Source organism: Sutterella sp. KLE1602 (genome assembly GCF_001578585.1).
Classification (GTDB): Bacteria; Pseudomonadota; Gammaproteobacteria; order Burkholderiales; family Burkholderiaceae_F; genus Sutterella; species Sutterella wadsworthensis_A.
In genome coordinates, this window is sequence record NZ_KQ968588.1 from 1 (window position 1) to 24,580 (window position 24,580).

At 51.9% G+C, this 24,580-nt stretch carries 24 protein-coding genes; 15 read left to right on the forward strand and 9 right to left on the reverse strand.

The genetic code is table 11. From position 1 onward, the window contains the following. Positions 1 to 506: 506 nt before the first annotated feature. On the forward strand, positions 507 to 2,282 hold the full coding sequence (locus tag HMPREF3036_RS11225; RefSeq protein WP_062334595.1) for a ribonucleoside-diphosphate reductase subunit alpha: 1,776 nt from the start codon (positions 507 to 509) through the stop codon (positions 2,280 to 2,282). 17 nt (positions 2,283 to 2,299) lie between these two features. Further along, the gene (locus tag HMPREF3036_RS11230) at positions 2,300 to 3,298 is read left to right on the forward strand and encodes a ribonucleotide-diphosphate reductase subunit beta (protein ID WP_062334598.1); all 999 of its coding nucleotides are present in this window, start codon (positions 2,300 to 2,302) and stop codon (positions 3,296 to 3,298) included. A gap of 208 nt (positions 3,299 to 3,506) precedes the next feature. On the opposite strand, the gene HMPREF3036_RS11235 is transcribed toward HMPREF3036_RS11230, so the two are convergent. After that, the gene (locus tag HMPREF3036_RS11235) at positions 3,507 to 3,818 is read right to left on the reverse strand and encodes a hypothetical protein (protein WP_062334601.1); all 312 of its coding nucleotides are present in this window, start codon (positions 3,816 to 3,818) and stop codon (positions 3,507 to 3,509) included. A 128-nt stretch (positions 3,819 to 3,946) separates the two neighbouring features. On the opposite strand from HMPREF3036_RS11235, the gene HMPREF3036_RS11240 reads away from it, so the two are divergent. Next, the gene (locus HMPREF3036_RS11240) at positions 3,947 to 4,729 is read left to right on the forward strand and encodes a thermonuclease family protein (protein WP_062334604.1); all 783 of its coding nucleotides are present in this window, start codon (positions 3,947 to 3,949) and stop codon (positions 4,727 to 4,729) included. A 182-nt stretch (positions 4,730 to 4,911) separates the two neighbouring features. On the opposite strand, the gene HMPREF3036_RS11245 is transcribed toward HMPREF3036_RS11240, so the two are convergent. The 5 genes from HMPREF3036_RS11245 to HMPREF3036_RS12020 all read right to left on the reverse strand — a co-directional run bounded on the left by HMPREF3036_RS11245 (position 4,912) and on the right by HMPREF3036_RS12020 (position 8,952). Continuing rightward, on the reverse strand, positions 4,912 to 6,003 hold the full coding sequence (locus HMPREF3036_RS11245; RefSeq protein ID WP_062334607.1) for a tyrosine-type recombinase/integrase: 1,092 nt from the start codon (positions 6,001 to 6,003) through the stop codon (positions 4,912 to 4,914). Between the two features lie 242 nt (positions 6,004 to 6,245). Beyond that, positions 6,246 to 6,557 (reverse strand): hypothetical protein, encoded by a 312-nt coding sequence (locus HMPREF3036_RS11250; protein ID WP_156469834.1) that lies wholly within the window; start codon positions 6,555 to 6,557, stop codon positions 6,246 to 6,248. A 3-nt stretch (positions 6,558 to 6,560) separates the two neighbouring features. Continuing rightward, the gene (locus tag HMPREF3036_RS11255; protein WP_062334611.1) at positions 6,561 to 7,547 is read right to left on the reverse strand and encodes a ParB/RepB/Spo0J family partition protein; all 987 of its coding nucleotides are present in this window, start codon (positions 7,545 to 7,547) and stop codon (positions 6,561 to 6,563) included. A gap of 70 nt (positions 7,548 to 7,617) precedes the next feature. Continuing rightward, positions 7,618 to 8,379 carry a ParA family protein gene (locus HMPREF3036_RS11260; RefSeq protein ID WP_062334612.1) on the reverse strand — a complete coding sequence of 254 codons (762 nt, stop codon included), beginning with the start codon at positions 8,377 to 8,379 and terminating at the stop codon, positions 7,618 to 7,620. 318 nt (positions 8,380 to 8,697) lie between these two features. Continuing rightward, positions 8,698 to 8,952 (reverse strand): hypothetical protein, encoded by a 255-nt coding sequence (locus tag HMPREF3036_RS12020; protein WP_156469835.1) that lies wholly within the window; start codon positions 8,950 to 8,952, stop codon positions 8,698 to 8,700. A 1,071-nt stretch (positions 8,953 to 10,023) separates the two neighbouring features. On the opposite strand from HMPREF3036_RS12020, the gene traF reads away from it, so the two are divergent. Genes traF through HMPREF3036_RS11280 form a run of 3 tightly spaced genes read left to right on the forward strand, consistent with a single transcriptional unit; the run spans position 10,024 to position 15,880 of the window. After that, positions 10,024 to 11,157, forward strand: coding sequence for a conjugal transfer protein TraF (gene traF / locus HMPREF3036_RS11270; protein ID WP_062334617.1), 1,134 nt, complete (start codon positions 10,024 to 10,026; stop codon positions 11,155 to 11,157). Continuing rightward, positions 11,141 to 12,565, forward strand: coding sequence for a conjugal transfer protein TraH (locus HMPREF3036_RS11275; protein ID WP_156469836.1), 1,425 nt, complete (start codon positions 11,141 to 11,143; stop codon positions 12,563 to 12,565). The genes traF and HMPREF3036_RS11275 overlap by 17 nt, the downstream gene beginning before the upstream one ends. A gap of 39 nt (positions 12,566 to 12,604) precedes the next feature. Then, positions 12,605 to 15,880 (forward strand): conjugal transfer protein TraG N-terminal domain-containing protein, encoded by a 3,276-nt coding sequence (locus HMPREF3036_RS11280; RefSeq protein WP_156469837.1) that lies wholly within the window; start codon positions 12,605 to 12,607, stop codon positions 15,878 to 15,880. A gap of 59 nt (positions 15,881 to 15,939) precedes the next feature. Here the strand turns inward: HMPREF3036_RS11280 and HMPREF3036_RS12025 are convergent, their stop codons facing one another. Together HMPREF3036_RS12025 and HMPREF3036_RS11285 are read right to left on the reverse strand one after the other, a co-directional pair. Further along, complete coding sequence (locus HMPREF3036_RS12025) at positions 15,940 to 16,467, reverse strand: hypothetical protein (protein WP_156469838.1); 528 nt, start codon at positions 16,465 to 16,467, stop codon at positions 15,940 to 15,942. Positions 16,468 to 16,520: 53 nt separating this feature from the next. After that, entirely contained in the window at positions 16,521 to 16,997 is a 477-nt protein-coding gene (locus HMPREF3036_RS11285) for a DNA-binding protein (RefSeq protein WP_062334625.1), read from the reverse strand. Between the two features lie 253 nt (positions 16,998 to 17,250). Here HMPREF3036_RS11285 and HMPREF3036_RS11740 point away from each other — a divergent pair, with 253 nt between their 5' ends. The 9 genes from HMPREF3036_RS11740 (at position 17,251) to HMPREF3036_RS11325 (ending at position 24,215) form a co-directional block, all read left to right on the forward strand. Next, on the forward strand, positions 17,251 to 17,829 hold the full coding sequence (locus HMPREF3036_RS11740) for a lytic transglycosylase domain-containing protein (RefSeq protein ID WP_082897476.1): 579 nt from the start codon (positions 17,251 to 17,253) through the stop codon (positions 17,827 to 17,829). 6 nt (positions 17,830 to 17,835) lie between these two features. Beyond that, positions 17,836 to 18,507, forward strand: a complete 672-nt coding sequence (locus tag HMPREF3036_RS11290; RefSeq protein ID WP_062334627.1) for a hypothetical protein — start codon at positions 17,836 to 17,838, stop codon at positions 18,505 to 18,507. A gap of 3 nt (positions 18,508 to 18,510) precedes the next feature. Then, positions 18,511 to 19,350: a FlhC family transcriptional regulator gene (locus tag HMPREF3036_RS11295; RefSeq protein ID WP_156469839.1), complete on the forward strand. Its 840-nt coding sequence runs from the start codon at positions 18,511 to 18,513 to the stop codon at positions 19,348 to 19,350. Between the two features lie 402 nt (positions 19,351 to 19,752). Next, entirely contained in the window at positions 19,753 to 20,481 is a 729-nt protein-coding gene (gene mobI, locus HMPREF3036_RS11300) for a conjugative transfer protein MobI(A/C) (RefSeq protein WP_062334632.1), read from the forward strand. Between the two features lie 22 nt (positions 20,482 to 20,503). Then, positions 20,504 to 20,788: a hypothetical protein gene (locus HMPREF3036_RS11305; RefSeq protein WP_062334636.1), complete on the forward strand. Its 285-nt coding sequence runs from the start codon at positions 20,504 to 20,506 to the stop codon at positions 20,786 to 20,788. Then, on the forward strand, positions 20,788 to 21,207 hold the full coding sequence (locus tag HMPREF3036_RS11310; RefSeq protein ID WP_062334638.1) for a helix-turn-helix domain-containing protein: 420 nt from the start codon (positions 20,788 to 20,790) through the stop codon (positions 21,205 to 21,207). Before HMPREF3036_RS11305 ends, HMPREF3036_RS11310 begins: the two co-directional genes overlap by 1 nt. 15 nt (positions 21,208 to 21,222) lie before the next feature. Further along, positions 21,223 to 23,163, forward strand: coding sequence for a hypothetical protein (locus tag HMPREF3036_RS11315; protein WP_156469840.1), 1,941 nt, complete (start codon positions 21,223 to 21,225; stop codon positions 23,161 to 23,163). 90 nt (positions 23,164 to 23,253) lie between these two features. Then, positions 23,254 to 23,781: a hypothetical protein gene (locus tag HMPREF3036_RS11320; protein ID WP_062334644.1), complete on the forward strand. Its 528-nt coding sequence runs from the start codon at positions 23,254 to 23,256 to the stop codon at positions 23,779 to 23,781. Between the two features lie 53 nt (positions 23,782 to 23,834). Continuing rightward, on the forward strand, positions 23,835 to 24,215 hold the full coding sequence (locus HMPREF3036_RS11325) for a hypothetical protein (RefSeq protein WP_231853639.1): 381 nt from the start codon (positions 23,835 to 23,837) through the stop codon (positions 24,213 to 24,215). Between the two features lie 69 nt (positions 24,216 to 24,284). On the opposite strand, the gene HMPREF3036_RS12185 is transcribed toward HMPREF3036_RS11325, so the two are convergent. Further along, positions 24,285 to 24,580: hypothetical protein (locus HMPREF3036_RS12185; protein WP_231853640.1), on the reverse strand; the 296-nt coding region annotated here is incomplete at its 5' end.

The following is a 24,580-nucleotide window of genomic DNA, read 5'->3' on the forward strand; positions in this document are numbered from 1 at the left end:
AATCCTCTGTCTTCAGACAGGGGAGCTTCAATTGCGTTCTTGACGCTCGTGACTATCTCTGGCCGGTACCCGCTTGCTGGGGGTGCCACTACCAAAGAAGAGACTGAGCGTTGAAGGCGTGCGTCATGATGACTTCCGTTTCCAAATCCGATTGATCTTTTGATTGATCTTGAACTGCAGGTGCCGTTCGAGGCACCGCTTCCGCATACTCTACGCCCCCATACCGCATTCGCGCAATAGGTCAAACACCCTGGTTCCTCTGAAAAGCGTGCAAAGTCCCGTCGCACAAGCCTCGTAAATAATCCTTATTGTCCGGTTAGGCCTCCCTTATTGGCGCGCGGGCGGGTTTCTCTGTACTATGAGACTCACTTCACGGACGCAAGTTCTTGTGTCCGTTCACGCTTCAAACCACAAGATGTTGTGGGTGTGCCTCCAGGCGCCTCTGCCGCAGACATCTGCCAGGATTCCACGAAATTCCGAAATCCCTTTTGAAAGGAACCCCATCGATGGCCGTTCAGATCGATCAGAGCCGCGACGCGCTCTTTGATGAGCTCGGGCTCATGCGCCTTCGCGAAAGCTACATGCGCGCGGACGAGAAGAGTCCGCAGGAGCGCTTCAAGTTCGTGGCCGAGACCTTCGGCTCGAACCCGGAGCACGCCGCCCGCATCTACGAATACGCAAGCCGCCACTGGCTTTCCTTTGCGACGCCCATTCTCGCCTTCGGCCGCACGGGCCGCGGGCTTCCCGTCTCGTGCTATCTCTCCTACATGGACGACAGCGCCGAAGGCCTCATCGAGACGCTCTCCGAGGTCAACCGCCTCTCCATGCTCGGCGGCGGCGTGGGCATCCACGTCGGCATCCGCTCGGCCGACGAGAAGTCCGTGGGCGTGATGCCGCACCTCAAGGTCTACGACGCCTCCTGCCTCGCCTACCGTCAGGGTTCTACCCGCCGCGGCTCCTACGCCGCCTTCCTCTCGATCGACCATCCGGACATCATTCCGTTCATCGAGATGCGCAAGCCCACGGGCGACCAGAACCTCAAGGCCCTCAATCTGCACCACGGCGTCAACATCACCGACGCCTTCATGGAGAAGATCGAGGCCTCGATGCGCGACGCCGATGCGGACGACTCCTGGGATCTTCGTCACCCGACCACGGGCGAGGTCGTCGCGACCGTCTCCGCCCGCGACCTCTGGCAGCGCCTTCTCGAGATGCGCATGCACACGGGCGAGCCCTATCTCATCTTCACCGACACGGCCAACCGCGCGTTGCCCTCCTGGCTCAAGGACAAGGGGCTCTCCATTCACGGCTCCAACCTCTGCACCGAGATTTTCCTGCCGACCTCGAAGGACCGCACGGCCGTCTGCTGCCTCTCCTCCGTCAACCTCGAGTACTACGACGAGTGGCGCGGCAACGAGCAGTTCATCGACGACGCGATGGAGTTCCTCGACAACGTGCTCCAGTACTTCATCGAGCACGCGCCCGACGGCATCCGCCGCGCGCGCTACTCCGCCATGCGCGAGCGCAGCGTGGGCCTCGGCGCCATGGGCTTTCACGCCTATCTGCAGAAGCGCGGCATCGCCTTCGAGTCCGCCGCCGCCAAGTTCACGAACCGCGACATGTTCAGGCACATCGCCGCAGCGGTCGAAAAGGCCGACGCGCGCCTGTGCGCCGAGCGCGGCCCCTGTCCCGACGCGGCCGACTCCGGCGTCATGCGCCGCTTCTCGCACCGCATGGCCGTCGCGCCCAATGCCTCCTCGTCCCTCATCATGGGCGGCACGAGTCCCTCGATCGAGCCCTATCGTGCCAACATCTACCGTCAGGATACGATCTCCGGCGCCTACATCGTGAAGAACCGCTTCCTCAAGGCCGAGCTCGCCAAGCGCGGCCTCGACACGGATGACGTCTGGGCCGACATCATCGCCCACGACGGCTCCGTGCAGCACCGCGAGGACCTTCCGAAGGAAGTGCGCGACGTCTTCAAGACCGCCATCGAACTCGACCAACGCTGGATCATCGAGCTTGCCGCCGACAGGCAGGCATTCATCGACCAGGGCCAGAGCGTGAACCTCTTCTTCCCGCCCGACGTTTCGATCGCCTATCTGCACGCCTGCCACTTCTCCGCCTGGAAGAAGGGCCTCAAGAGCCTCTACTACAACCGCTCCGACAAGCTCCGTAAGGCGGACCGAGTCGGCGTCCAGGTCGAGCGCCGCCGCATCGAGGATCAGATCAGCATGCAGGCCGTCGCCGACAACACCACCTGCCTCGCCTGCGAAGGCTGACCGGAGGGAACCACATCATGACCGACAAGAACACCGCCGGCGGGCTCCTTTCGACCCGCACCTGCTTCAAGCCCTTCAAGTACCCCTGGGCCTACGAGGCCTTCATGCAGTCCGAGCAGATGCACTGGCTCTGGACCGAAGTGCCCATGCTCGAGGACGTCAAGGACTACGGCCAGAAGCTCACCGACAGCGAGCGCGACTTCCTCACGAAGATCCTGCGCTTCTTCACCCAGGGCGACATCGACGTCTCGGGCGCCTACGTCAACCACTACCTCCCGCGCTTCGGTCAGCCCGAGGTCCGAATGATGCTCTCGTCGTTCGCCGCGCGCGAGGCCGTGCACATCGCCGCCTACTCGCACCTCATCGAGACGATCGGGCTCCCCGAGTCCATCTACAACGAGTTCCTGCAGTACGAGGCCATGGCCGCCAAGCACGACTTCTTCAACGAAGTCGCCGAGGACAGCCGCGACCTCGCCGCGCAGATCGCCGCCTTCTCGGCATTCACCGAGGGCATGCAGCTCTTTTCGTCCTTCGTCATGCTGCTCAACTTCACGCGAAACGGCACGATGAAGGGCATGGGCCAGATCATCGCCTGGTCCATCGCCGACGAGACGCTCCACACCGAGTCCATGACGAAGCTCTTCCGCGAGTACATCGTCGAGAACCCCGAACTCTGGAACGACTCTCTCAAGGCCAAGATCTACGGCATCGCCGAAACCATGGTCGAACTCGAGGACCGCTTCATCGACCTCGCCTTCGGCGTCTCCGAAATGCGCCGCCTCACCCGCGAGGAGGTCCGCAGCTACATCCGCTACATCGCCGACCGCCGCCTCATCGGTCTCGGCATGAAGGGCATCTTTGGCATCAAAAAGAATCCGCTTCCGTGGGTGGATGCTATGCTGGGTGTATCGCACACGAACTTTTTCGAGAATCGGGTTGTTGACTATGCCAAAGGTTCTCTTACGGGAAGCTGGGGTGATGTCTGGGGTAAGGCGCTAGAGGCACAAGGGAAATGAGTGTGCTATGAATTGCGCAGGTCGAATAGCGATTCTGAGAATAGGGTGAAACGGGAGGTTTTTCATGGTTGCCCCACAAATTGCCCCACAGGAAATCGCCTTCGAATCTGTTTCGTTGTAGTTCCCTTCGACTCCTTGTGAGGGGGCACTTTGTGGAAAAAAAACAACAGCCTGCCATCTGGCAGGCTGTTGTTTGTGCAGATCTTGGTTAAATGAAGTCGAACTCGTTGACCTCATGACGGCGGGCTAAGGTCTGCGCTTGGCATTCTCTGATCATCTCGTCTTGGAGTTTTTGCGTTAAAGCCTTGGCTCTAGCAGTTTTCCAGTCACGAATTTGCCCAATGGTCCAATGCGCTGCTTGGCTTCTGTATTCATAGGGCGGAGGCAAAATCTTCTGTTTGACCCAACGCCACAATGCTGTCTTACCGATGTTGAAGGTTGCCATCATATCCTCAGCTTTGAGGTCGATGTGCTCCGGAGCAGTGTTGATGTCGTAGGCTATCCCTTCTTTGATTGTCATTTAGCCCTCTTGTAGGTTCGTTGAAGTTCTGATAAACACAGCTTAAGGCGAACGCAATATGGAATTGGCACACTAGAAAGCAACTTTTCCTACCTGACGCGCATTTTTGTCTTTTCAGGCTTCCTAGAATGAGGACATTTGACCTCTTCACGTCTTCAAAAATGCAGCTTCGATATGTTTTATGTGCGGCGACTCTGGCGACCTGTGTCAGTACGGCCATTCATGCCGAAATCATCCACGGTCGAGTTGACCGTGTGATTGATGGCGACACCTTGCAGGTGATTACCGCCGACGATGAAATTCGCGTTCGGATTCGTGGCATTGATGCACCCGAAGCAGATCAGGAATTTGGAGGCGAGGCGCGCATCGCGCTCGACAAGTTGGTCAATGGCAGGGCTGTCATTCTCAATACCGAGCAGAAGGACCGTTACGGGCGCGTCTTGGCTTCTGTAGCAGTAAATGGCAACGATGTAGGCTTGTTCATGTTAGAGCGCGGCTATGCGTGGTTCTATGCTAATTATGGGCTTCAGATCCCGTCAGAGTGGCGCTACGCCTACAAGACGGCTGAGGCCGATGCGCGCGCTGGCCAGATAGGGCTTTGGCAATCGTCCGGAGCTGTTCCACCATGGGCTTGGCGCAAGAACAAACGGGAAGCCGACAAGGCTCTGCAGCAGGAGCATCGTGAAAGTCTCGAAGGTATTACCGAAGAACTTCAATCCAATCTGCATACGCTTGAAACTAATCTTTCCGATTTGAGAGCTCAATTCTTTTCTGACAATGTTGAAGTCAGTGAAGAAGACAAAACTCTTGAAAAGGAGCCGAATGAACCTCTTCAGTGGTGGGAACTTTTCGCCAAATTGGGTGAAGGCATGAGCCGTTGGCTTAAAGCCTTTATTACCGCACAATTCTAACTTTCTGGACTGTTAGTTGTTTTGAGGCGAAAAAGAAGTTGTTTTTGTATATCAAGGGGTTATTCTTAATCCGTTAAATCTGGGAAATAAAACAAAAGCCGAACCCAACAATATTGTTTTGGGTCGGCTTTTTTTATTTGCAATGCCAACGAGATATTTGATGGGGTTTGAAGATGCGTATTTTAAAGATCGACTTCTTTAGTTGCGCGACGCATCGCTTCATCTCCCCGGCGATCATAAAGAGTTGTCGTGGTAATACTGCTGTGTCCCATGAGATTTTTCACAGTGGTAATGTCCACATTCTTTTCAAGGAGACGAGTGGCAAAGGTTCGACGCAAATCATGAGTGGTTACGGTCTTGAGTCCGGCGGCAATTTCTTCTGCCTCGCTCTTGTATTTCTTCACAATGTCACCGATCGTCCAGGGATTGAGCGGTCGATCCACAATTAGATAAGAGTAGTGGCGCGTCCATTTTCCGAAGAGGAAGCCGATCGTACCGTCGCCGGCATTGCCGGTCTTGTACGGGTATTTGGCATTCCAGTCCGTAATGACCTGCTTGCGAACAGCGAGCCACCGGGCGACAGCATCGAGCACTACATCGTTCATGAAAACGTCACGCTCCTTATTCCCTTTGCCTACCAGACGAATCCGAGCTTCGTCTAGGAAGACGTTCTTGAGTTCGATGCGCGTGATTTCGGCTCGTCGCAGGCCACATCCGAGAAGGAGAAGCAAGATGGCTCGATCTCGAATGAACTGAGGGGTGGTGCCTTCGCACTTAGAGAGCATGGCCTTCGATTCTTGTCGGGTAAGCGCCTTGCCCGCCATTTTCCGGGAGCCGCGCACCTGCTTAATGGCCTTGATACGCATGAGATCATGGTCGGACACCTGTCCGAGGTTCCATGCCGTCTGTGCCACCCCCTTCATGGCGCAGAGGTAGGCGTTGATCGTAACGGTCTGGAGGCCGGATTCCTTCAGGTGCGCAATGAATTTCACCACATTGTCATAGCGCATGAGGTGCCAGTCACAATGCTGGTAGTCGGGGTACTTGAACCACTTGGCCACTTGATTGAGCTTGGAGCGAACGGTGCAGATGGAGGCTTGAGAGCCGAGCGTGGCGAGATACTGATCGGCTGCGTTTTCCGGACTGACGTAATCTGATGGTGCACGCATGCGACCGACGGCAAAATGCCCTCGCTGCGTGTCTGCCGACTCGACATCAAGCACCTCAACGGTGTCATTGACAGCAACAATCGGAAAAGAGGAATTGTTAGTCATTTGGTCGCCTCGCACTCCATCACCCAAAAAAACCGTCATTTTGTTGGGTGGTGGAGTTCTGGTACCTAGTTGTCGTAAAACTATTGAACTGGTAATGCCAATAGTCAGCACGTATGTCCATGAGAAGTCGCAATTTTCACCCTAAGGTCTAGATGTAAATGCCTTGAGACTTATGTGTGGATGGTAGCTGTTCGACAAAAAGAGTGGATTAAAACGCGCCGTCAAAGAGGTGAAAACAATCGCTAGCCCTGTGTGACAGGGGATTGCGCGACTTTTTGAACTGACGAAATGTCGCCATTATGCCCCCTAGCGTAATATTCCATGAACACAGCTTTGTTTAGGATGCCCCAGTCCTCAAGTTCATAACCATTTGCTGGGGAAGATTTGATCGTTACCTTGAACACGTTCCGTAGGAGCTTGATCTGACGACCGATGACTTGCGGCCCGACGCCCAATCCTTCGCTCAACTCACGGCGGCTTTTTTTCCCGCCGTCGAGCTGCACTAGAATTTCAAACATCAGGCCAAACATCTCTGCATTCTTTCCGCCGAGCATGTCTCACCTCGCCGTCACGCCGAGGACTTCAACATCGGTAGCTTCGACAAGGATCGTTTCTTCGGAAGTGGCCAGCGTAATGCAGAGCTTCCCTTCTGGCGGCACGACACCACGCGTCAGCCATCCCGCATTGCCGTTCCATTGGACCTCGACTTTGAGTTTGGCCGGAGATACGGTTCGACAACCTTCCGGAAGAGTGCCATCCAGAGGCTCCTTCTGCTTAAGAGCCACCGTTTCTGAATCAGAATCTTCGCTACGCTCAGATGCATCATCGTCATTCTGCGGCTGAGATTCTCCCTCGGAATTTCCAAGACTCTGTATAAAATCCGCCACCTGAGCCCGGCTGATCGTAAAGTCATCGTTCTTAGACCATTCTTCGATTTGGTCTGAGACAACCCGTGGATCTTCTTGATAGAGCTTTTGGAGTTTTCTAACGGATTGAGCATCTTGAAGATGCCGTTCCTTAACGAGCACTTCCAGTTCCTTCGGCAACTCCGCAATCGCATTTAGGGTACTGATGTAGGACTCGGCCTTTCCCAACTTCTTTGCAATCTGCCGAACCGTCATGTCCTGACAAACAAGGGCGGCGATTGCGTGAGACAAGTCCCACAGTGTCATCTCATCTCTCTGGATGTTTTCCGTTAGCTGGCGCAACATACGGTCGGTTTCGCCATCCTTTTCGCGATTCATGACCATGCAGTCAAGCGTGATGAGACCGGCAAGTTTGGCGGCTCTCCAACGACGTTCACCTTGTTCGATGACGTAGTAACCCTTGTTGTCGGGACTGACAACGATAGGTTGTTGCTGCCCGAGTTCTTTCAGGCTTTCGGCAAGTTCTTCAAGGTTTTCGAACACTGTACGAGGTTGGGCCTTGCTGTAAATGCGATCAACGGCCAGCGTTTGGAAGGCTTTCCCTTTTTCAGATTTGTCGTGAATGACCTGACCAAGTTGTGAAAGGGAAGTGAGACTGTTGAGAAGAGGGCTCGGCATAGTCAATATCCAAGTTGTGCCAAAGCCATCTCGTCAAAACGAGATGGCCTTAGTTTGAGAAATTTGGGCGTTACTGTTTTTCTGCGATGCGCTTGAGCATTTCTTCGAAGAGGTCGTGCAACTCTTCTGCTGCGCGTTGCCCGTTTCGTACTTCTGCGATGGGCTTCCCACGCGATGCAATGTCAATCGGAGAGCGCGACCGGATCTTGCTTTCAAAGAGATAGCCAGGAAGAGCTTCGTTGACGGCGTTTAGCGCATCGCGTTGAACAGCGGTCCCCTGATATTCATTGACGGCAATGCCGAGAATTTTCAGATTCGGATTAACACTGTTTTGAACCTGAATCAGTGTCGAGAACAAGCTCTTCAAGCCGGAAACAGCGTAGCCGGAGAGCTTGATGGGGCAGATCACGAAGTCCGTCAAAATCAACGATCCGATAAGGCGACGGCCCAAAGAAGGCGGACAGTCAATGATTACATAGTCGTAGTTTTTGAGAATGGAAGAGACCCATTTGTGCGGGTTCATCACCTGTTCGATAGGCAGGGCTTCAACATCATATGCTTCTGCCGACTGATTCGAGCCAATCAGATCAATACCCTGCTCGGTCGTTTGCACCGTCAGAGAATCGAGGTCATTGTTGAAGAGATGTTCTGATGGCGTTCCCGTCAGAGCAGTACCCGCCAAGAGCGTTTCAGAGGCACTGCCCTGTGCATCCATATCAATGAACAGCACTTTCTTTTTCTTGGTGGTTGCCAAATAGTAGGCGAGCTGAGTAGAGAAGGTGGTCTTGCCGACGCCGCCTTTTTGGTTTGTAAAGGAGATGACTGTGGACATTGAATAATCCTGAAAGGAATGATGACTGATTGGGTTGAACGTATGTTATCACAGACGTGATAATACTTTCAAATGGTTTGCTTTGCCTTGAAAGATTGGCTCGCCTAGATTCCGCAACCGAACTTGCGACTCAAACATTTCGAAGTCGGAATTTCTACCGCGAATTAGGCATGGTTCACTGAAGGATAGCGCGACTTAGCTCAGGAAGTTTGTGGTTGAAGAAGCTAGAACCGCTTTCAAGGCTCGTATTGCATGACGTTGCTCGCAAGTTTCAACCGGATGAAACTCCGGCTGAAGGTGGGGCGCTGGATGAAAGTTTCAACCAGTTGAAACTCTGGCCGGAGGTGCGGCGTCGGATGAAGTTTCAACCGGATGAAACTCTGGTAGGAGGTGAGGTGTGGCAACACGAAGCAATGCGTGCGAGAATGTGCGTCGACGCTCAGGTTTGCCATTGCGGATTTTTTGCTTGCCGCAATCGTGGGAAACCCCTCGTGAACCTGAAAAAGCAAAACGGCCCAATACAGTCGTTCCACTTACTGTATGCGGGCCGCTTTTTAAGGAGTAGTAGATCATGCGTTCCTGTGATCTCTACGCCATCATTGTCCGAGTTTTGAGCAAGGTTGTCAAGTTCGTCTTGGCGCTTTCGCTCTTGCTCGCCTCGATGAGCGCGTTCTAACCTTCCTAAAATCTAATAGGGGCCTCCAGTCGCAAGGCTGGAGGCGAACGTGCCTCCTCTCTCTCGTATCTCTCCTCATTTCTCTCTCGTTCTCCACGTTCCGAAAGTTTCAACCGGATGAAACTTTGGGCTGAAGGCGTGGTGTTGGATGAAACTCCGGGTAAGGTCGTGTGTAGAATATTGAGACGCGTTTCAGGTTTCGCTATTGCGGATTCGTTTGCTTGCCGCAGTCGTGGGAACATCCCTCGTGAACCTGAAAAAGCAAAACGGCCCCGCAACACATCTCACCTTGTTGCATAAGGGCCGTCTTTAAGGAGCTGAGATCTATGCTTCAACTCGATCTCAACGCCATCATTGTCCGAGTTTTGAGCAAGGTTGTCAAGTTCGTCTTGACGCTTTCGCTCTTGCTCGCCTCAATGAGCGCGTTCTAACCTTCCTAAAAATCTAGTCAATAATCCCTGCCTGAAGGCAGAGGCTTGCAAAAGCCTTGATTGACTAGCCTAAGCGAGCTTTCTTCGGAAGGCGAGCTACGTTGGTTGGGAATGTACAGGCACCGTGGGATGTTTATCCTAGTTCCACGCTCTGCGGTCAGTGGTTAAAAGCTCTAAGAGGTAGGAGCGGTGCTGCTGGCAAGAAACCCCTTCCAACATTGGCGAAGGATGCTAACCGGCCTTCGGGCCGAGAAGGCGGAACCTGCGGGTATCCGCCAAACCCCATTTTTAACTTGACAACGAAAGGAGTAAGCCGCGATTCCTCACCTGACTGAAGTCGGATGTTCCCTCGCGGCAATCCTATGGGGGCCTCTGGTCGCAAGACCAGAGGCGAACGTGCCTCTCCTCAACTCGTTTCTCGCTATTGATTTGCGCCTCCGCAAACGCTCTTAAAAGCCATTTTTGCTTACAAGCCTGCCAAGCCAGCTTGTAAGTGTCGGTAACCTCAAACTCGAATCTTTGTCGAGGACGAGCGTCATGCTCAGAGCGTTTCAAAAAACACTTCTAACTTCTTGTTTGTTGATGAGTTTCGGGTCGGCCTATGCCGTGACGGCGACTGAATCCGTTATCAATCATCCGTCAAACATCTTCTACAACAGCGGAGCTGAAGGCTGGTACTGGTATCAGGATCCAGTGCCTGAAGAAGAACTATTGGAGGAATTGCCGCCTCCACCGCCCGAAGTGGCCAAGGAAGAAACTAAGCCAGAACCATTGAAGGAGGCGAAGGCCGAACCGCCTGCACCTTTCTCTTTGAAGTGGGTGCAGGAGATGCTTCCCAAGTACAAGGAGCGTGCTTGGGACAATCCTACGCATGAAAACGTCCAAGCGTATTTTCTTGTGCAGCGATTTGCGATGGACCGGGCTAACAAGTTCGCAGATGTTGCGCAGCAGGTGGTGGTCGGTAACGCTCTGCTCGACGAAAGCATGCGCCGTCCGTTGGCTACTTTTATGAATCCGAGCATTGATCGTGCGGCTAATCAGAACACGGACGCTTTGCTTCGCAAGGTTTCTGAGAAGGCCGGGATCTTTTTCTTCTTCAAATCTGATTGTGTGTATTGCGAGCGGCAAGCCCCACTATTGGCGTATCTGGAAGAACTTGGGTTCGATATTTTGGCCATTAGCATCGACGGCGGTCAGCTTCAAAGCCATCAATTCAAGAACACCAAAGTGGATGCTGGTCAGGCTCAAGTCTTGGGGGTACGAGCTACGCCAGCCATGTTCTTGATGAATGAGGATGGGCAATTCTCCGCTTTAGGACAAACCGTGCTGTCTTACGCCGATCTGCGTAAGCGCATTTTGTTGGTTGCCGCTCGCGAAGGATGGGTGACGGAAGAAGAACTCAAGGAAACGCAACCGTTCATCAATCCCAATACTCAACCGGATTTGAGTCAGGAGCTTCCGAAACTTCTCAAAGCCGCTGCCGATCCCTCGTCTTTGTTCGGCTCAAAAGAACAATCGGAAGCAGTCATGGCGTTGTCGGATGAGGATAAGGAAAAGTTCACCGACGAGCAGAACTTCATTGAACCAACCAAACTGATTGCTCTATTTGGCAAGGCGGCTCAGACGCACGGCCAGTTGGAGGACGGAGATCAAATTGAATTCACGCAATAAACTCAGACTACTTTCCGTCGCTGTGGCGATGACGATGGCCAGTATGTCGGTTCCTATGGCAAGTGCTGGCGGCCTACAGAATAAAATGGACGCGGTATTCAACGACATGTCAAATGTTTCCCGACCCGGCGTCTTCGAAACGCAGCGTCGCGGCGTTTTGTCGGGGGGCTCTGCATATGTTAGAAGCCCGATCATGAATACTGAATTGGTCAACCTGCAAGCGCCGTCATTCAAGGCTGGTTGTGGTGGTATTGACTTTTTCGGCGGTTCCTTCTCCTTTATCAACGCCGACCAATTCGTTCAGTTGCTCCGTTCAGTTGCGTCGAATGCCAAGGGGTACGCTTTCCAGATTGCGTTGGACATTGCTTGTCCTGACTGTATGGCTTGGATCAATAATCTTCAGTCCAAGATTCAAAAGCTCAACGAACAGCTTGGTAATTCGTGTCAGCTGGCGCAGGGGTTGGTGACTGACGTTGCCAATGCGTTTGGTGCGAACCGAGACAATCAGTACAGCTTAGTAGGTACGGTTACTGGTCTTAAGGATGACTTCTTCAGCTCGAAGGATAGTCCGGACAAGGGCAAGGAAGTTGACGAAAAGAATCCGGAGAAGGCAAAGGATGTTGTGGGCAATATCGTTTGGGATGCTCTTAAGAAGAGTAAGGCGAACAAATGGGTAACTCCGGGTGCCGAGTCGACGAACGAAAAAGAAGAGTACGAGATTCTGATGTCCGTAACTGGGAGCATTGTCATCCCAAAGGCAGAAGACGATGCGCAAAATCCTGATACCGGATCAACCAACAACCCTGAATATTTGACTCCGAAGATCGGCTTTAAGGAGCTGTTGGACGGAGGAAATGTGACGGTTTACTCATGTAATGACGACGACTGCTTGAAGCCGACAGAAAAGTCAGTCAAAACGGTAGGTATGGTCACTCGTATCTACGATCTGCTCGTTGGCGATGGTGCAAGTGCAGGGATCATCGCGAAGTTTGGTCAGACCTCGAATAACTCGTTTACTGCCAAGGAAGATAACCTGATGTCCAATATGCCAGCAGACATTGGTGTGATCGTTCGTAACTTGAGTACGGCGTCTGCAGTCTCCGCCATTGCACAGGCTCATGACATCTCCTATGCCGTGGCAATGACGTGGGCAAATGAGATGTTGATTGATCAAATTAAGGCCGTTCGTCAAGCTCTTCGCACAAGCAACAAAGCAGAGGTGAAGGAACTTCTGCAGCAACTTGCTGATCGCGAAAAGTCGATTGCCTTGGAGTATGAAAGCTACCGTGCCGAGCATCCAGTCGTCGCAGATCTGGTCAAGCAGTACAACGAGGTGCAGAAAAACATTCTCAAGGTGGCTGTTGTTGCAACGAATGGCGTGGACAAGGCCACGCTGGGTGATCATTAACACTAAACGCGCCACTGAGAGAGTGGCGCTTTGATTCTCATGGACTTCACAATCATCTCGCTCGGCAATGTCGAGTTCTTAACGATGGTGTTGAACGGTGTCGCCATGATTTGCGGCACGGGCGATTTTGCACGTCTGGTAGCAGTAGGCTTCGTGATTGGCCTCTTGTTTATCGGCTTTCAGTGCATTTTCGAAGGCGGTCAACGCATCAATCTGCACCATTCTTTGCTTTGTTTCCTTTGCTACCTTTGTATGTTCGGACCTTCTTGTACGGTTGTTGTCGAGGATGCGTATACCGGTCATGTTCGAACGGTTGACAACCTTCCGCTGGGCGTTGGGGTTGCCGGCGCAGCCATTTCAGGAATCGGTTATGGCGTGACGAGAATGCTGGAGCAGGGCTACAGTACATTTGACCGCACGAGTGAACATCAATTTGCAGAGCCACTTCGCATTCTCAATAAGGTTCGCGACATCGGACAGTCTGAACTGGTTTTCTCAGCGATCAATCGTGAGCTGGGGCCGCGTGCCAATGGCGCACCGAGCGATTCGAAGCAGGCTCTGATCAATTACCTCTCCGAATGCACGATGGCGAAGATTCAGCTCAATGCCACTACACCGACTGCGCTTTATCATGCGCCCTGGGGGGATGAATTTAAGTTCACTAGCGAGGCGCATACTGTCATGCTTCCCATCGGCGGCATGGATGGTAAGGAGACGGTTAGTTGCAATAAGGGCTATGAAAAGCTCAACTCGATCTTTCAGAAGATTTCGTCGACTGCCGTGAAGACGGCAATCAATCAACATCTGCATCTGAAGGATGAAAACGGTCAAGCGATTTCGGGTAATTTTGATAAGCTCGATAGCGCTATGCAGGGCTTAAATGCAACCATGAATGGCTCGCAGGATTATATCCAGATGGTTCTGATCGAGGGTGTCTACGGTCAAGCTGCGCTTAAGTTCCACGGTAGCCAACAGGACATGGCCTCTGCAATCGCTGTCAATCAGGCAATGGTGCAGCGAAATACGCAGTGGGCTAGTGAAGGAACGATGTTCCTGAGTGCTTCTCGTGCGTTAATGGCGTTCTTTGAAGGCTTTGTCTATGCCATTACGCCGATCATGGGCTTCTTGATTGCCATCGGTTCTTTTGGCGTGAGACTTGTCGGGAAGTATTTCCTGACGATTGCGTGGATTCAGCTGTGGCTTCCGATTCTCTCGATTCTGAATCTTTACGTGATGACCGGCGCTCGCTCGGCCATTACGGATGCGAATCTTGGGGCCGGAGCGTCGTTCTATGCGCTCGATACGCTATGGAGTGAGACGGCCACTTGGGTGTCGACCGGCGGCATGTTAACGGCGGCTACGCCGATGCTTGCGCTCTTCCTCGTCAGTGGCTCGACGTTCGCGTTTACGGCTTTGACTGGTCGTCTTGGTGGTCAAGACCATTTCAATGAAAAGATTCAGAGTCCCGATGCTGTCCAGCCTTCGGCTGTGATGAGTCATGCATCACATTGGAGCTCTGATAGCATGCATGGCTTGCGAGCTACTGGTAGTGATCCTTCGATGGCAAAGGTCAACGTCGGAACTGCTATGGCAGCTAATGTGTCTAGCAAGCAAGGCTTAGTGAATTCTAGTTTGGATAATTTGACAGCGCAGATCAATGAAGCGACCACGAGCGGTCTGTCCACTACTGGCGCAGAACAATTGCAGCAGACTGTGGGCCGTAATCTCGCCTCGATGCGAGTGGATGGTAATCAGACTGCTATGCAAGCCATGAACAATTCCGGCTATTTTGCCGGGAAAACTGCTACTGAAAAACAAGAAGCTTTGGGAGCATTGTCTGCGGCCTTAACGAGTGGTGTTGGACTTGAAACTGGTGCTGAGTATGGTAAGTTCACAGAAAATGGCAAAGAAGTCATTAAGGGAGGGGTGATTGGGCATGCGGCGGCAGCTTTGGGGATCCATTTCAAGGTTGGTGCCGATGGTGGTGTAAAGATCACTGGAACGTCGACTAGTACCGACTCGCATAGCGATGCCAATACACAGACAGCTCAATTTGGTAATCAGGACTCGACGGTTCGTGCACAACAGTTGGCGGCCAATCTGTCTAAGGGCTATCAGGCAACGTTGAACAACATGACGACAGAGCAGTGGGCGGAGATGGCTTCTCAGAATAAGAGTACAGCTGTGGGGATGGCGTTTGGCAAGGTCGCTACAGCTACTAAGGAGCTACAACAGGCGATTAGCGCGTCCAAGACGTTCGGTGGTCAACAGAGCGTTGATGTTGGAACCCTTTCTGAACAGCTTAGAGGTACAGAAGCAGGTAAATATCTGGCTAACTTCGAACGAACAGCTGAAGGGCGTAAGGCCAATTTGGCTCTCGTTGCGGAAAAATATGCTGAATTGTTTGGTAAAGATCAGCTGTCTGGTGGTAGAGATCTGGAAAAAGGCAAGATTGCTGCGGCGCTTGAGCACATCTTAAACAATTCGTCAGATACGGCTATGCAAGCCAAGTTGGGGGATGCTCTTGCGGATTCTAAGTTGCCGATGATGGGGATTTCGCCTGTTGATGCCAAGAGTTATGGCAATGATTTGCGTAAGCCGGGCGATGCTGAAATGTTTGTGAAGCATGGTCAGAGTTACATTAACGATCAGGAGCAAACACTTAAGGGCGCTAAACCTTCGTCGGTGAGTTTCGAAGGAGAACGCAGTAAGATCGAGGCCGATTACAAGGAAAATTCGGGTAAGGATCTACAAAAGGGAACGGTGGCCGAACAAGGGGCGATAAACAAACAGGCCGTCATGAGTGAACCGCAGAAAGAGGCATTGCATGACTTGGATCGTACATCTCGCTCAAGTGTTTTGGCGGAATTTGCAAATAATTGGATGCGAGACGGTATGGTTGATTCACTTGCTAAGAATTTGAGGAATCTTCCTCCAGCACCAACTGATGTCGATGAAAAACAGACTGGGGCAGAATGGATTCAAGGGCATCAACAAACAATTCGCGACCTAACAAGTGCTCAGAAGAGCTATGTGGAGGCTTACCATGATGTTCGTTCGTCCACAGACGGACAATTGACTTACACAAGTCAGAAATTGGATCAGGCTTTTGCAGGAGTTCGTGACGAAATCAGACAAACTCTCTATGGGAATACCAAGGATGAGGACCTGACCAAGGAACAGCATAAAGCAATTGCTCATTACACGATGTCAATGGTTCAGCGACTGCATGATATTCACGATTTCGACAATCAGGCAGAGGCCAATACCGTGACCCGGTTTAATACAGCATTCGATCTCAAACGAAATCACTGAAATAGGGTTGCCATACCCGCAATAAACAAAAGCCCCAGCTTGAATCTGGGGCTTTTGTTTTAAGGATCCTCGTTGTGAATGGCTTTGCCATAGATCATATCGGTGAAGTCATCGTTGCAATGCTCTTCTAAAAGGTCGATATTCCCTGTGTAAGATTTACTAACGATAAGAGCGGGACGGCCACGCACAGTATGGTAAATGAACCGATTGATGCTTTGTGTCCATGTGCACGCGTCGATGATGGCGTTGTAGCCATGATTCATCAAGTCAATGCGAGCGTAAGCTTTAGCTTCGCTTAGACGTACATCGGAGAAACAAGCGATGGTGTTTTCTGGTACGCGGATTAAAAGTAAATGATCGGGTAACTTTTCGCCTTTACGGAAGTAATAGAACTTTTTAGATGGTGAGTAGTAATTCGGTTTTCGATCCCTGGGGGCGCAGACGAAGCGTCCGTTTGGGGACGCAGGGATATGTGCCAAGCGAGGATCATCTTTTGTAAACGAGTTAGTGGAATAAACGGGCGGTTTGGACCGGACTAGACAAAAGCAAAACACAAGAAAGCTTACCAAAATTACAACGGCATTCATATCTATCTCCAAATCTAAGCAATCGAACCAAAAACTATCTAACGTACCAAAATCTATTTATCTGCTGTAAATGTCTTCAATGCCTCGTAAGCTCCTTCGGCCTTAGCCTGTTCTCGTTTGGCAACTTCAAGTTCCATCTTGAGGTCGTGTACCTGCTCTTCATAAGTAGCGACCTGTGCACGGTACTTCTGAAGCTCCGTCTGCGCTTCCTGAAGCTCGTCCTTGAGCTTCTGGCAGGTTGTCTGCATTTCGGCCTTCAAGTTCGTTATCTTCGCGGCCAGGAGCGGTCTGAAGGCATTCCAGATGGAATCCCCCAGGAGCTTCAGTTGTTCTTCACTGAGCGTGACCGGCAGGGTGTGAGGATCGGCTGTCGAAGATTGGTTGGCGACTTTCCAATCGTTGACCGCTTTGCTGATCGTCGAAAGTGAGCCGCCGCCGACTTCGGACCGGATGGCGCGCAAAGACGGGATCTCCTTGCCGTTGGCACGGATCCGATCCAGAAACCGAAATACGTTTTCCTCTGTCCTCATGCAGAACCTCTTTGGTTGTATTGTATCATAACGTATCGTTACTGTCTTGAGGCGTCAATTGTTATTTTGAGGATGGGCGTGAATTGGTGATTGATTTATCCAATCTGCCGCCATCCATTGCAGGGGAATCTTTTCGCACAGATTCTGGCTCGGAAAATGCGCGAAAATGCAAGGGTAACCCCTAATGGACACCCCCCCCCCTATGATAGTTTTTGCATTACGAAAGGCTTGGGCCTTTAGGAAAGCAAAAGCTATGTACGTAACAAAAGACCGTTTAAACGGTATACCATCAAGTGTAAAACGATTGGCCGCAAGCATTGCGTCTTGCTTTGTATGCGCATGTGCGACGGCCACTCCGTTCAACGTTCAAGGAAGTATTTTCGAGAAAGCCGGCAAAGAATTCAACGTTGACCCGGTTCTTCTTTACAGCATTGCCGTTGTTGAAAGTGCTGTTGATGCGCCTAATCAACGGGGATACATTCAACCGTCGCCTTGGACGCTTCGAACGAGTAAACCTTATTACGCGAAATCGCGTCAAGAAGCCGAAGAACAATTGAATCGGCTTCTCAAAACAACGAGGAGCATAGACGTAGGAATGATGCAGGTGAATACGCGATGGCATGGCCATCGTGTCAAGGAGCCAAAGGATTTGTTGGATCCTCTGACGAATGTTCGAGTCGCCGCGCAGATTCTTTCTGAACAAATTGCTCGGCATCCGCACGATGCTGCCTTAGCCATCGGCAATTACCACAGCTCTCGCCCTGATCGAGCTCGATGGTATGCCAGACACGTGCTTCGCTTGTACACCAACTTAAAGACCCAGAGGCGTTGAAATTCGATGAGTCAGTTTTCTCAGAAAAACATGGCCGGCAACATTCGGTCGCTGTTGGCAATCAACTCCACTGACCTGCCGAAACTTCAGCCTATCGAAACGCTCTTATGGTCAGCAGTTCAAAACGCATTGGTGAATGCGGACGATTTGATTGTCGAATTGGAATGGCTCGGCCTTGGTGCGCAACTGTCGAACATCTTGAAAAAAGCCAATGCGGAGGTTATCGGCAAGTTATCCGAAACGGCCATCTGCAGCTTCAGATCCGAGATCAGCGAAGAGAGCTTTCTCACGCATTTCGGTCGTCATGAAGAATGGCACACGCTTCAAGCCGACGTTCGAATCAATTACTTTCGAGCAAGGTTCGCTTCGATCTACTGGTGCTCCGTTCGCGACTTCGCGGTTAAGAGCAAGCGCGATTGCATGTCGATCTTTCATTTGCCATGGAGCTTGATTGAGGTGCTTTCTGAATCGAGCACATCGCAAATCATCGACTTCTGTCATGGGTATCCTCTTTTGCAAAGATTCCGATTGATGTGCAGTCCTGAAGACTGTGTGAGGATCGCCAATGTCGTGAATCAAGAGATGGATCCGACCCAACAATACCGCCTCTTGCTTGGCAGCAAGATGGTGAAGACGAATCACTGTGTTAACGCCTGCTCGCATACGAGGTTCATTTAAAAAATGGCTGAAATAAAAGTTGATCGAACCACTGCCGACCGTATTTCCGCCATGATTCGCGAAGGCGTTCGGGTAGACGATATTGCTGAAATCGAGAACATTCCGAAGCGTCTCGTTTCTGTTCTGGAGCATTCGATTGCCCTTCGCGAAGGCGAGGGAACGAAGCTCGAACGTTTGATGGACTTGCTCAAAGAAAATACTCTGTTGAGTCAGAGCAATATCGAATTAAAAGATTACGCCGCAAAGCAGTTGGGGAAGTGGCTCGTCCAGGCTGGTATGCAGCCAGGACAAATTCACATCAGCACAGGCTTGTCGATACACAAATGCCGACATCTCTATCAACAGGTTCGGGCGGTCTTCGATACGGAAGAGGCTTTCATTCCGATGCCGCAGACATTCATCTCGCGTTTGGTGATGTCGATCTTCGCTTCACACTATCTCTACCTTCAATCGCAATCGGATACGCGATCAATTCAATTGCCGAACGTTGTGGTTGCTTGGTCGCGAACTGTCGATGAAGTCATCAATTCGCGATTGGATGAATTAGCCGGGTTCGATCGTAAGTTCATTTCGTTGGGCTCTTTGTTTGACACGGCCCGGTGTCTGCGTGAAGTTCAAATGCGCCCCGGTGAAAAATTGTCATGTACCGACGGTAAACGTGTTCGAAAGATTGCTCGAAGCCGTTGCGAACAATGCGGGAGCTATTACGTTTGGTGTGTGACTGCACGTCGACATAAGGCAAGCCGGTGTTGCTTCTGTGAGCTGCTTTCTGAGTCGACCTCGGATAAAGGAAAGAAGCTCATGAAGCGCAAATTGCCGGGTGAAACAGAGGCAATGCAGTAGTTGAGGAGCAGCCATCTGCAGAAGAGGCAGAAAACAGGGAGGACGCCTAGTGCGACAGGGGGCTTCCTATGTAGGAGTGCCGCTCTTTTCTGCCTTCTCGAACAATATGTCCGCTCCTCATGTGAGGAGTGACGACGTTGGGTAAAGGATTTTCATCTTTGACTTTGACTCTGGGAGAGGGAAAGGGAAGGTCGTGTTGCTATGAGGAGCAGGACTCTTGAGGCGAACTCTGCTGAGTCCCCGTGAGGAGCGGAAGCTCTCGTGGAACTGGAAATTCAGTTTTTTTTCATTGAGCGAGAGGAGAAGCTGTCAATGAGGAGCACTGCTTTTTACCGAAGCTGAAATTCTATGAGGAGCATGCCCCCGCTCCTCATAAGGATAGTGAATATTAGGAGAAAAACCATGCAGACATTTCCACGGGAACCGGAAGACATAGAGCCCATTTCCACGCTTTGGGAGGACAACTGTTCCTTCACGACGGAGGATGGGGCGGCTGAGCTGACGCAGGATCAGATTGCCCAGACGCTCTACGTGGACAAATTAAGAATGCTCAATGCATTGGCCGTGATGCAGGCTTCGATTGCTTGTAGGGCCGTTCGCACCTGCGACATGTATTTTGATTGGATGAAGAAGAGACGGGGAACAGACAAAGAGACGTATCTGAGACCCCGCGTGCGAATTGACAGCCGGTACTTCACTGTGGAGATGGCATGGGTGCGGCGATTATCGAAGTCCAAACCTTCATCTCAGAATGCCAAGTCTCAAACAAACGATTCAAAAGTGGGACGGGCATTTACAATTAAAACGGAAAGCGGGATGCTGGATGTGTTCGCGTGGTACAAGTACATCAAGAAAGGCGTCAAGGAACGCTATTCGAACAGCATCTTTGAAAAGGAACCCATTTGGGTTCAAAAGCTCGGTCCGGAAATCGAAGATCGGTTTGAACTTTTGAGAAAAGAACAGAAAACGTTGACGGCAATGAAACGGTTGATTGGAACGCTTGATTCGCTTCAGGCCAAGCAGTTCGATGAACGCGTGATGGCGGAATTGCAGGCTTGGAATGAAGGTCAGCCGCTTAAGGCTCTGTATTCGCCAAAGATCGTTTTGGATTCGTCCGCCGAAGATTCATGATCTTTCATTAAAGGACCCTCAGATGACTGAAGTTAGCTTTGACAAGCTGTGTGATTCGAAAATTGACATCCCTGTTTTGCCGGAAGGATGCTCCATGACGAAGGCAATTCGTGATGCGCACTTTCGCGTTGCTCACATTACGCGTGATCAGTACGGGAATTTCCATGAACGCCTGGGGTGGCTTGTGACTGATGTGACGTGTCACGATGATTCACGCGTTTGCATCCAGTACGACAACACGCAGGTCTTCATTGACGTTCCTGCCATTGAAATCGCAATCATCAGTTGTCGCGAAAAGGTTCGCTGATGGATAAGAAGTATCCCAATGACATTAGGCATCGTGCATCGGAGCTATTCGAATCCGGGCATGGCTACAAAGCCACGGCCACTATCCTTGGCTTGCCAACTGCGACGGTTCGCGATTGGAAACGTCGTTGGGCAAAAGGAGAGTTTACTCATTGCCGTCAAACCTTAGCCGAGGTTTTGCGAGACGTCATGCTTGAAAACAATGAGCGATTCATTTGGAGTCGAAAGACGTCATTGCTTATCGAAACCTATCGTCGGTTTTCCGGCAGCGAAGCCAGTGCTCGATACAGCACGAATCGCGTAATGAGTGGGCTTCAGTCGTCTGATTTGTTTGTCCGCTTGCCATTTCAAATCATCAGTGATTCGCACGAGTATCCGGTTTACAAGCTCGTGCCAAAGCTCGACTTCGAATTGATTTGATTACCTTGGTTTCCGATGAGTCTTCATTTAGTCAACACCACCTTCATTCTCTATCGCGATGAGGAGGTGGATAAATTCATTCACGACATAATGGTTTGGTTCAACGCCGCCGTTTCCACGAATCCGCCGTGGATTGAATCACGCCATGGTTCTGGATATGTCGGAGAGGATCACGTTGATCGGTTTGAACGTTCGCCATTCGGAACTGTATGGGCGTTCTGGGGACGGCGAAAGCAGCCGAGCAATCGAAAGAATCGTGTTCCTCCGTTCTGTCTGAAGGTTGCCGTCGCCCGTTGTTTGGGGCAGGCCGCCATATCAGTGACCGTCGGCAACGGATTTCGAGTTCCGTTTGCGATTTCTGCTCATAAGCTGATCGAAGAATGGGTGAGCAGATACCAGTACGTGGATCATTGGGATGTGCGCGCTTTGATGTTCGAACGTGCACGATTCGAATGCACGTTGCATCCTCTTTCTCCATCCGGCGAGCGTTGGCATGGTGATTGCGTCTTTTCCAACATTCTGACTCAGAGGGTGTTGGAAGAAACAGATTATCGGGTGCTGGAGTACGTGGCGATGACGGCCCAACGGCAAAGGCTACCCGTAGGCATGGTTCTCCATGACGAATTGGTGAAGGTAGTTCCGGCTGAGTTGCGTAACGATACATATCGTGGCCGCTTGAGTTACATGTCCTGTTGCGATGTTCCACTTACGGGGGTGTACGGCTATTGTGAACAGAAGACGTTGGATGATTTCATGTCGGGCGTCTCGAAGCGTCTGTCGATCACGTACTTGATGTCAGGGGCTGAAGAGATAACCAAGACCTACAACCTTCAGTTCGGACGTGATCGGATGAGCGTCAAAGGCAAGCGGAAGTGCTTTGCCCTGATGCGTGACAGGACGAGGTTCTGCATTCAGAATGCGAAGATGACTTCGTATCTGGAAAATGGAATGTTCAATGGTGGGGTGGAGGACTTTGATCGCACGAGCGATGAGTTCGCGCACGCTTATCACGTCACAACGCCGGCATCCGAATTGGATGCAGAGCAAGTGGCCAAGAAGGAATCTTCATCCTCCTGTCAACTTAGCCGTGAGCACGTGGCGGTAGAGCTCAAGCCCTACGAGGAGCCGGCGGACCTGCGCAAACCAAAGTTCGACAGACTGGCGTTTGCGCTCGCTGAAGGCGCATGGCCGTGCTTGTCCTTGACCGCAAGGATTTCGAAGGATGTCGACGTCGATGCGTCCTGCTTCTATGACGTGTTGGATGCGCGTCTGGCGGTTCTTGAACAAAAGGAGAGGCATCTTTTCCTACTCGAAAAGAATGAGGTTCTGGAACGTGAAAACGAGGCTTTGGAGGCACGTATAAGCGCCCTTGAGACCGAACTCTATGCGCGTTCTCAGGCTTATCAAGAGCAGAAGCGGCTCAACGACAGTCTTGCTGATGCATTGGCCCAAAAGGGTGAGGTGATGGCCGACGAACCGGCTCTGGATGCCGTGGCGACGTGGATCGTTCAACCGGAGCGCCAGATGAGCGTGCCGAACGCCCTGAGGGCTGCCGAGATTCTGAGTCAGGGACGTCTTGTCGTGCTTCCGAGTGCGAAGAAGAGTGCGGAGGACGTTCCCGTTGAATGCCAGAGCGGAAGCCGTTGTTTCCAACTGCTGATGCGCCTCACGAAGCTGTGGATGCCAGCATACCTGAACGGGGGAGATGCGGCTGCCCGCAAGGTCTTCACTCCGAACACGTACAGTTCGCGGGAAAGTAACATCCTGCAAGGAACCAAGGAGCTGATTCGCTGTCGGACGTTCAACTACAAGGGGCAGGAGATGCCGATGCTCAAACACCTGTGCATAGGTGTGAAGCGGAATACCGCGCTGACGTTGAGAATCTATTTCGAATGCGTTCAAGACGAGGAAAAGATCGTAGTCGGCTGGTGCGGGGAGCACCTGCCCATCCTTTGAACCTTTGGTCATAGATGAGCGCAGAGGTAGCAGGAGGGACCGCCAACCCTTCCTTTGGCCACTTAAAGCCTCGTCAGAGGCTCAAAACGTATGACAAAGCACAGCAAACCAAAACGCCACAAGCATTACCGCGCAAAGCCCGTGTACGGCATCCCACCGATCCTGCTCAGGACGGAAAACGCCGAGGATCAAGTCAAAAACTTGGAGCGGGCTAGTCGCGATGCCCTGCTCAAGTTCCATTTCGGAACGGCGGACGAGGAGGAGTTCTCGATGATCCTGCGAGCATTGGTCGTCATCCATCGTCTCACGAACGCCTTCGAAGAGGAGGCGGAGCTTCGTGAGCCGATTACCAAGGCCATCGTGGCTTTGCTGGAAATGCAGATTCTCTGGGAGCGGGGCGAGGGCTTCGACTCGGATCGTTTGGCGCTCATCGAGGACTCCTTTGAGCCGGGGATCGAGGTCCTGAAGAAGTCCACGATCTTCGACACGCTCGAAGCCCTGAGCTACTTCGATTCAAACTATCAGGAAGTGATGGGGAATCTGCGCAGGTACGTTCGGCAGGGACTGGATGAGGGGGATGAATCATTGGCCGAAGTGGCCAGGAAGGGGGCGCTGTGAAGGGGGTTGCGAAAATGGCTCGGCATAAGGGACCGTTTGCGGCCATTCACCAGATGCAGAGATCATCGCCGGAAGCGATCACCGTAACGCGGGAGCGCTTGACGACGCGGTGCACGCGGCTTTATTTGGGCACGGCTTCGGACAAGGACTTCAGTGTGGTGGCCACATACCTGCTCTATGGCTACGTACTAGCAGAGAACTTCGAGGCGGTTGAGCAGGATTCCTTTGCGGAAGCCATACGAGAGCTTCGAACCGTCAAACAAGAAATGGTGGCGGGAATGATCGACAAGGTTCGCCTGGACGCCGTAAGCGAGCGATTTGAGGTCGCAACAGCCATGGTTTTCGACTTGACGATTCGCGAGCAGGAGCTTCTACGAGCACATGTGAAGAAAAAGGGACTGGCGATGCTCAATGCCATCCAACGCGAACCGTGACCTGCCTCACCCAAGCCCATAAAACAAAGCCCCGTTCGTCATAGAAATTCGGCGCGGAAACCTCTGTCTTCAGACAGGGGAGGAAGCGCCGTCCTCCTTTCTAAGTTCGGTTAAATAGGTACTTCTCTTTTCGAGAAGCGTGAGTTTCCTCCAGCTGATACTAGGGGAAAGCTTTACGCCGTCCAGCCTCCGTACATCGAAGTAGCCGGACGATCTTCGCCCGAAGATGAAGCCGGTTTGCCCAAGACATCTCACCTTGTCGAAGAGCCTGAAGTCATGGACGAGATAAGGTGACTGGTTGAGCTTGCAGTATCCGATCTTCGTACCGTCCTCAAGTCTCTTCGAGAGCACCGTGAACTTATGTA